Below are 7,476 nucleotides of genomic sequence, written 5' to 3' on the forward strand. Positions count from 1 at the left end.
CAAACATATCACCTATTACATACTATGTGATAGAAGAGACCTTCACACTTCAACTCCGGAAGAGACTTAACTGTTTCAACCCGAAAGAAGGAACATCCAACCATGCTTGAAATAAAAAACGTCACCAAGAAATTTGGTGAACTGACCGCTGTTAACAATTTAAGTTTCACCGTTGAAAAGGGTCAAGTCTTCGGGATTGCAGGGCCAAATGGTGCCGGAAAATCAACACTTTATAATCTGATTACAGGATTGTACCCATTTGAAGGATCAATCAAGTTTGAAGGAAAGGAGATACGGGGATTTCCCTCCCACAAAATTGCAAAGCTTGGCATTGCAAGAACCTTTCAGATACCCCAGACATTTCCCAGCCTGACAGTAAAAAAAAGCATCGCCATAGGTAACTATTTTGGAAGCGATGCAGAGTTTGATCCTGCCTATGTTGACGAAATCTTGAAATTTGTAAATCTTTACGATAAACAGGATGAAAAGACCGGACAGCTTAAGCTTCTTGATAAAAAGATGCTTATGATTGCCGCTGCCCTTGGAACCCGTCCCAAAATCCTTATGCTGGACGAACCAATGGCAGGCTCAAACTCCAAGGAGATTTTAAGTCTTATGGAGCTTATCAAACGAATCAATCAGGATATGGGGATCACCATCATAATTATTGAGCATTTCATGAAAGTATTGACGGAGCTGACCAGTAAACTTTTGATTATTGAGACAGGAACTGAAATCTGCTGCGGTGATCCCAATGATGTAACCAGCGACTCCAGGGTTATAGAGTGTTATCTCGGCGACGGACATGATTGAAATTAATTAACCGTGAAGACACATTTGGTTTTCATGATCGCGTGTGGCCGGAATCGGCCATAAAGGTTTAGGTGGCAGAAGATGCTTGAAATCAAAAATCTTAATGCATATTACGACGATTTTCATGTACTTAAAGATGTTTCCATTGATATAAAAAAGGGCGAAATAATCGTTATGCTCGGCCCGAACGGACATGGAAAAAGTACATTTCTTAAATCCATATGCGGTCTTGTAAGCAAGATCAGGGGTACAATTAAGTATAATGGACAAAACATCGCCGGACTTGGTTCTGAAAAACTTGTCAACATGGGGATTACCTATATTGCCGAAAACAGGGAACTTTTTCCGGAAATGACTGTTCTGGAGAACCTGAAACTTGGAGCATACTCCAAGACTGCAAGGCCATACGAAGCCAGAAATCTTGAAAAAGTATTTGCCCTTTTTCCAAGGCTTAAGGAGCGAAGCAATCAGCTTGCCAGCACCATGAGCGGAGGAGAGGCAAGAATGCTTGCCATTGCAAGAGGATTGATGTCCAACGCAGAGTTTCTTGCCATTGACGAGCCATCACTTGGACTTCAGCCAAATCTTCGGGATGAAGTGGCCAGAATCATTAAAGAGATAAACAAACAGGGTATCACCGTAATGGTGGTGGAGCAGAATATTCCCCAGATAACCGAACTTGCCCATCGCCTCTATGTTCTCGAAGAGGGCAGGATCTCGTTTGAAGGCAGCAAGGATGAAGCTCTTGGTAATGATCATCTCAAAGAGATATTCCTTGGAATGTAATATTTTCATCCCTGTAAAAAAGTCAGTTTTCATATCCTTATTTTGGCATTCTTCATATCCCCACAAAGGGGGAAAACCCTGAAAACGTAGTTTTGTTTCAGAAAGTGTAAAGTGATTATGAAGCATGCCCCTTTTTTAAGTTGTAAACCATTGAAAATATTAATAGTCATTTTTGTGTTTTAGACTTTTTACGACACCATCAAGTAAAGAGGGAAAAAATGTTTGTAGAAATAATTGACGTCATAATCAGCGGAATGATCAACGGATCAGTCTATGCACTGATGGCCGTGGGGCTGACCCTGATTTACGGCGTATCAAAAGCATTTAATTTTGCCTATGGCTCCTTTTACAGCATGGGCGGATATCTGGCGTGGATGATATTCAGTGTTGCTGTCATCAACAGCTATTTTATCATCTTTATCCTTTCCATACCGGTTTTGCTGGTTCTTGGATATCTTATTGAAAAAGTTCTTGTGGCACCTTTGCGAAAGCGGGATGACTGGGAGATTAAGGTTATGATGATCACCCTTGGCCTTGCACTTCTTCTGGATAACTCTTATCAGGTGCTCTTTGGTGCAAGGATGAAATCCCTGCCTTCCATTCTTGAAGGTTCCCTTGAGATTGGGGAATTTATTCTGGCCTATCAGGATATTGTTATCTTTATTCTCTCCATCGGCGGCATTCTTCTTTTTCGCTGGTTTCTTAACAACACCCGTACCGGTATGTCTGTGAGAGCTGTTGCCCAAAACCCTGCAGGTGCCCAAATAGTTGGTATTCCAAAGGAGTTTGTCTTTTCAGCCACATTTGCAATATCCACTGTAATGGTTGGAACAGGTGGAATTCTTCTTGCCCAAAAATATTTTGTCACCCCCACAGGCGGCTGGGATATCCTTGTAAAGGCATGGGTTATAACAGCATTTGGGGGCATGGGAAGTATCAAGGGAAGCCTCTATGCTGCATTTATTCTTGGAATGCTTGAAGCATTTGTGGGATGGTATTTTGGAATGACATGGGTATTGATTGCGCTCTTTGCCGTACTTCTGACCACACTGGCCATCCGGCCACAGGGTCTTATGGGAAAATGGGGATGATATTATGGACATGGACTGGAAACGAAATTCACAACTGTTGATGATTATATTCGGTATTATAGGAATAATGCCTCTCTTTTTTGGCTCAACCAATTTTATAATGCATATTCTGATCATGTGCCTTATATGGTCAGTGGTGGCCTCGTGCTGGGATCTTATCATGGGCTTTGCCGGTATTTTCTCCTTTGGCCAGGTGGCATTTTTCGTCATTGGCTCATATGCATCTGCCATAATATCTGCCAAATTCTCCGTTCCCCCCATTTTTGCAGTGATTCTTGCAGGTTTTGTTGCAGGATTTCTTGGAGTGCTTGTTGGGCTTCCATGCCTTAAACTTAAAGGTGCATATATTGCTCTTGTAACTTTTGCAGTTCACATGATACTTGAGCCGGTTCTCAAGGGCGACATCGGCAGGGCCATAGGAACGGGCGGCTCCAGGGGAATTTTGACAATTGCCCCTATGAACATTCTTGGCTATACATTTAACAGTTCAGACCCTGTACCCTATTTTTACCTGATGTTTTTCCTTGCCGTGGCATCTTCATTTATTATCCTTGCTGTTATAAAATCCCACTGGGGCGATGCATTTCTGGCTCTTAAGGATTCCGAGCAGTTTGCCACATGCCTTGGCGTCAGTGCCTTTAAGTATAAACTTATTGTATTTGCCCTGACATCCTTTATAACCGGCATGATCGGCGGATTTTATGCACATTATGTGGGAATGCTGTCCACCAGGATGTTGGGAATTGATCTTTTTGTAACACTCATGGTCATTCTTGTCATAGGCGGGGTTGGGAAATTCCCTGGTGCCATTGTGGGTTCCTTTATCACAATTGCACTCAATGAAATGCTATCTCCCCTTGGTTCATATCGCCCCATAATCCTTGGAGCAATGGTTATTGTTCTGGTTCTTTTGCTGCCGGATGGAATTGTCGGGTTGATACAGAAAATAATGCCCAAAAAAAAATCAGGTAAATCTTTGATTGCTTAGAAACTCAAAAGCGACACCTATGAGCTTTTGAGCCTTGTCAATACTGTCTGAATCAGGATGCCCAAGATAACCAGGATTTACAGGATAAAAATCTTGAGCATCCTGTAAATCCTGGTTATCCTGATTCAGACAAATTCAATAAATGCCAACAAGGTGTCGACTTTGAGTAGAAATGAGTCTTATTTAATTTGCCAAATTGCATACTTTGGGGATAAATTATAAATATCTCCCCCGTTTTAGAAAAGATCCTTTATGGATGATAGGAATGTACATTCATTAACTACGGGATTTATAATCTGGATAATTCATAAATTCTGAAATTTCAGGTAAAGTTTCCGCAGTTATTAAATTTTCGTTCCTAAGTTGTTGAAATATTTTATGACTGACGAGTAATTTTTATGAACAAAAAAAGGAGAGAACAATGAAAAAATCATTACCCTTACTTGTAATGTTGATATGCGCCCTGTTTTTTGTCCAGAGCGTTCCTGCCCAGGATGTCATCAAGGTGGGAGTCCCCCTTGCCATGACAGGTCCTTATACTGACACCGGAGACAACTACTGGAAAGGTATTAAGATGGCCATTGACGAAATCAATGCAGCAGGCGGCCTTCTTGGAAAACAGCTTGAGGCAGTTCGTTTTGATACTCAGGAATTTGCACCAGAACGTGTAATGCAGGGGGCTGACTATTTGTGCGGCAAACTGGAAGTGGATTCTGTCCATGCAGGATGGGCAGGATGGGGGCAGGATGTTAGGGCATATGGTAAATATACAGCTCCATTTTTTGCAGATGACGGTTCCCAGTCTGCTGTGGATGTTTACAAGCAGAATGCCGAAGAATTTTTCAACATTTTTCAGCTTACTGATACAGGTATAAACCAGGCCCAGAGCATGTTCAATGTATTGATGAGTCTGCCTTACGAATATCCCAACAAAAAAGCTGTCATCATAACTGCTGATGATGCCTGGGGCACTGAAGTCGGAGATACACTTAAAGACAACTTCAAGGAAAAGGGCTGGAAAGTTGCCATGCATGAAATAGTACCCTATGGCACAAGAGAGTGGGGCCCCATACTCACCCAGATACGCAAGATCAACCCTGCAATTATTCATGTTGAAATAGTAAGTGCCCAGGAGGTTATTACTTTTTTCCGTCAATTTATGAAAAAACCTACAAACAGTATCTTAAGCTATGGTTACAGTATTGTTCCAAGAGAGGTTGTTGGAACAATGGGAACAGAAGCTGACGGCCTTATCGGAGAAGTTCCCACTGCCATGCCGACACCTGAAGCTCCAACACCAGAAGCACAGGCGTGGCTTGACAGGTTCAATGGCATCTGGAAACATCTGCCCCAGGCAGGTTCCTGGGCTGCCTACAGTGGTGTAAAGGCATGGGCCGCTGCTGTTGAAGCCATTGGCGACGAGAAAAAACACAAGGAGATATGTGATTACATTGCCACCAAAGGCTATAAGGGAGAGACAGGGTGGTGGAAATGGGATGAGGATCATGTCATGAGAGCCGGAGGGGATGTTCCCATTGCCCATTATCAGGTGCAAAATGGCGAAATGGTGGCCATTTTTACAGATCCGCCGACAAAACCCTACAAAAATTATAAGTTTCAGGTACCTCGCTGGATTAACAAATAAAATGGCCTGAAACTAACCAGGTAAATAATTTTTTTGGCATTCTTCATTTCCCAGCCTTGAACTTTGAAGGAATAAATTCCCCATTTATCGGGAATATCCTTTAAAAAATGTAAAGGTTTTGCAGGAGAAATGAAGGATGCTTTTTTAGTTTGAAACTAAGTTCATCGCAAGCACAACGCAGTGGGCAACCACAAGGGATTGCCCCTGCACTGCTTGCCAGTTTAATGATCTGGAACAGTATTATTAACATTAATTAAGGAGATTCAAATGAAAAGAATTGTTCTCGGTGTGATGGTTTTCTGTACCATGGTATGCATTGCCTCTTCATCTTTGTGGGCAAATGACAAACTTGTTCTGGCGACCCTGGAATGGGAACCCTATATAGGCCCTAACCTCAAAGATCATGGCTATGTTGCTGTGATTGTAAAGGAGGCTTTTAAGCGTGGCGGCTATGATATTGAGTATGATTTCATGCAGTGGTCAAGGGTTATCGGACTTGCCAAGGCAGGTAGAGTAGATGGATATTTTCCTGAGTACTATTCAGATGAACTGAAAGAGAATAATCTTATATCTTCACCTTTTCCAGGTGGCCCACTGGGATTTTTTAAAAGAAAAGGCGATGATATTTCATATAAAACCCTGAATGATCTTACAGGAAACAAGATTGGTGTTGTCATGGGATATGTAAATACAGTGGAATTTGATGCAGCTGATTTCCTTACAAAGGATGAGTCCCCAAGTGATCTTGTAAATCTTAAAAAGCTTCTGGCCAATCGTATCCGCCTGATGGTTGCCGATAAATTTGTCGGTTTGAACCTTCTGCAACAGAATATGCCTGATAAAATCAATGAGGTAGAGTTTGTGGAGCCTCCACTTGAAGTAAAGGATCTCTATGTATGCATACCTAAAAACAGAGCAAATGCAGAAAAAATCCATGCAGCTTTTGACAAGGGTCTTGCTGAAATGAATGCAGATGGTACCATTGAGAAGATTCTCAAGGACTATGGTTTTTAGGTCTATTTTCAATAATGCCCTTGCCTTGATTTTTTAAAATAGTGTTTTATCAAATCTAAAAATCAGGGTATGAATGATTGCAGTTCAATGTAGAGACAAGGCATGCCTTGTCTCTACTACGTTTCATGATTTTAAGAGATTTTTTATCGCTTCAAGATATATATCCATTCCTCTCATGAAAATATCGTTATGGTTTGCCCCTGGAATCTTCACTAATTCCTTTTTTTCCCCGCCAGATGCCCTGAAAAGCGCTTCACCGTCACTGAAAGGGATTATGTGATCATGCTCTGCATGTATAATCAAAGCAGGCCCCTTCCAGCAGGATATTTTGTCAACCTGGCTGAAGCCTTTATCCTCCCTGAAGCCGATGGATGAAGGATCTATGCCAAGAATCATTAAAAGTGGAGAGGCAAATGCAAAACCGCTTTCAATTATCAGATGCTGAAAATCAGAATGTGAAGACTCTGTTGATGCAAGCTCCAGAGCAGAAGCACTTCCAAGGGATCTACCCATCACAGTCAGACTTCCTTCATATCCTTTTTCTGAAAGAAATTTTTTGGCAAATTTAAGTATAACATGGCAATCGTGCATCATTGAAGATACCTTTGGTTCTCCTGACGATCTTCCATATCCCCTGTAATCCACCACCATAAAATTTATACCCATCCTGTTATATAGATTTCCAAGGTCATCATAATCGGAAACAATTTCACCATTGCCATGGAAAAAGAGAATTGACGGACTATTTTTATTTTCTGTCATGTGAAAGCATGCTCCAATATCAACGCCATCATCAACAGGAATCAATAAATTGTTATCATTTGAGGTTCCGTAAATATCTTTTCTTGGATGAAAGAGGTTCATGGATACTCTGGGATTATCCAGAATGGCATAGTCTGCTTTTTGCACTCGTGTCATTATGTCTCCTGTCCTATGGTGTTTGAAAACATGAATTACAAATCAACTTTCAGTTGTCAGATTAACACGCATACATTACAATATGTCAATAAATATTAATTGTTTGAATAATTCTGATGAGCATGTAAAGTATTAGGCTTATTTTACCGTGAAAATGACTGTCATTTTTATATTTGGGGGTGATTGATACGTAATCAATCATGCCTGTTTACCGTGGAAAT

The 7,476-nt window shown here is 41.3% G+C and carries 7 protein-coding genes; 6 read left to right on the forward strand and 1 reads right to left on the reverse strand.

The annotated features are described in order from the left end of the window. The first annotated feature begins 102 nt into the window (after positions 1-102). The 6 genes from MTBBW1_RS08915 (at position 103) to MTBBW1_RS08940 (ending at position 6,337) form a co-directional block, all read left to right on the forward strand. A complete protein-coding gene (locus MTBBW1_RS08915; protein WP_080802215.1) occupies positions 103-813 on the forward strand; it encodes an ABC transporter ATP-binding protein in 711 nt (236 codons plus the stop codon). A gap of 81 nt (positions 814-894) precedes the next feature. Then, positions 895-1,599, forward strand: a complete 705-nt coding sequence (locus MTBBW1_RS08920) for an ABC transporter ATP-binding protein (RefSeq protein WP_080802216.1) — start codon at positions 895-897, stop codon at positions 1,597-1,599. A gap of 218 nt (positions 1,600-1,817) precedes the next feature. After that, positions 1,818-2,690: a branched-chain amino acid ABC transporter permease gene (locus MTBBW1_RS08925; RefSeq protein WP_080802219.1), complete on the forward strand. Its 873-nt coding sequence runs from the start codon at positions 1,818-1,820 to the stop codon at positions 2,688-2,690. 4 nt (positions 2,691-2,694) lie between these two features. Further along, positions 2,695-3,678 (forward strand): branched-chain amino acid ABC transporter permease, encoded by a 984-nt coding sequence (locus tag MTBBW1_RS08930; RefSeq protein ID WP_080802221.1) that lies wholly within the window; start codon positions 2,695-2,697, stop codon positions 3,676-3,678. A gap of 421 nt (positions 3,679-4,099) precedes the next feature. Beyond that, entirely contained in the window at positions 4,100-5,323 is a 1,224-nt protein-coding gene (locus MTBBW1_RS08935) for an ABC transporter substrate-binding protein (RefSeq protein ID WP_080802224.1), read from the forward strand. A 267-nt stretch (positions 5,324-5,590) separates the two neighbouring features. Next, a complete protein-coding gene (locus MTBBW1_RS08940; protein WP_080802226.1) occupies positions 5,591-6,337 on the forward strand; it encodes a substrate-binding periplasmic protein in 747 nt (248 codons plus the stop codon). Positions 6,338-6,460: 123 nt separating this feature from the next. Here the strand turns inward: MTBBW1_RS08940 and MTBBW1_RS08945 are convergent, their stop codons facing one another. Further along, the gene (locus MTBBW1_RS08945) at positions 6,461-7,255 is read right to left on the reverse strand and encodes an alpha/beta hydrolase (RefSeq protein WP_080802229.1); all 795 of its coding nucleotides are present in this window, start codon (positions 7,253-7,255) and stop codon (positions 6,461-6,463) included. Positions 7,256-7,476: the final 221 nt, after the last annotated feature.

This window comes from Desulfamplus magnetovallimortis, from assembly GCF_900170035.1.
Classification (GTDB): Bacteria; Desulfobacterota; Desulfobacteria; order Desulfobacterales; family Desulfobacteraceae; genus Desulfamplus; species Desulfamplus magnetovallimortis.

Coding starts and splice junctions, on each gene's coding strand:
- MTBBW1_RS08935 (WP_080802224.1), top strand. CDS start 4,100: ATGAAAAAATCATTACCCTTACTTGTAATGTTGATATGCGCCCTGTTT.
- MTBBW1_RS08925 (WP_080802219.1), top strand. CDS start 1,818: ATGTTTGTAGAAATAATTGACGTCATAATCAGCGGAATGATCAACGGA.
- MTBBW1_RS08940 (WP_080802226.1), top strand. CDS start 5,591: ATGAAAAGAATTGTTCTCGGTGTGATGGTTTTCTGTACCATGGTATGC.
- MTBBW1_RS08915 (WP_080802215.1), top strand. CDS start 103: ATGCTTGAAATAAAAAACGTCACCAAGAAATTTGGTGAACTGACCGCT.
- MTBBW1_RS08920 (WP_080802216.1), top strand. CDS start 895: ATGCTTGAAATCAAAAATCTTAATGCATATTACGACGATTTTCATGTA.
- MTBBW1_RS08945 (WP_080802229.1), bottom strand. CDS start 7,255: ATGACACGAGTGCAAAAAGCAGACTATGCCATTCTGGATAATCCCAGA.
- MTBBW1_RS08930 (WP_080802221.1), top strand. CDS start 2,695: ATGGACATGGACTGGAAACGAAATTCACAACTGTTGATGATTATATTC.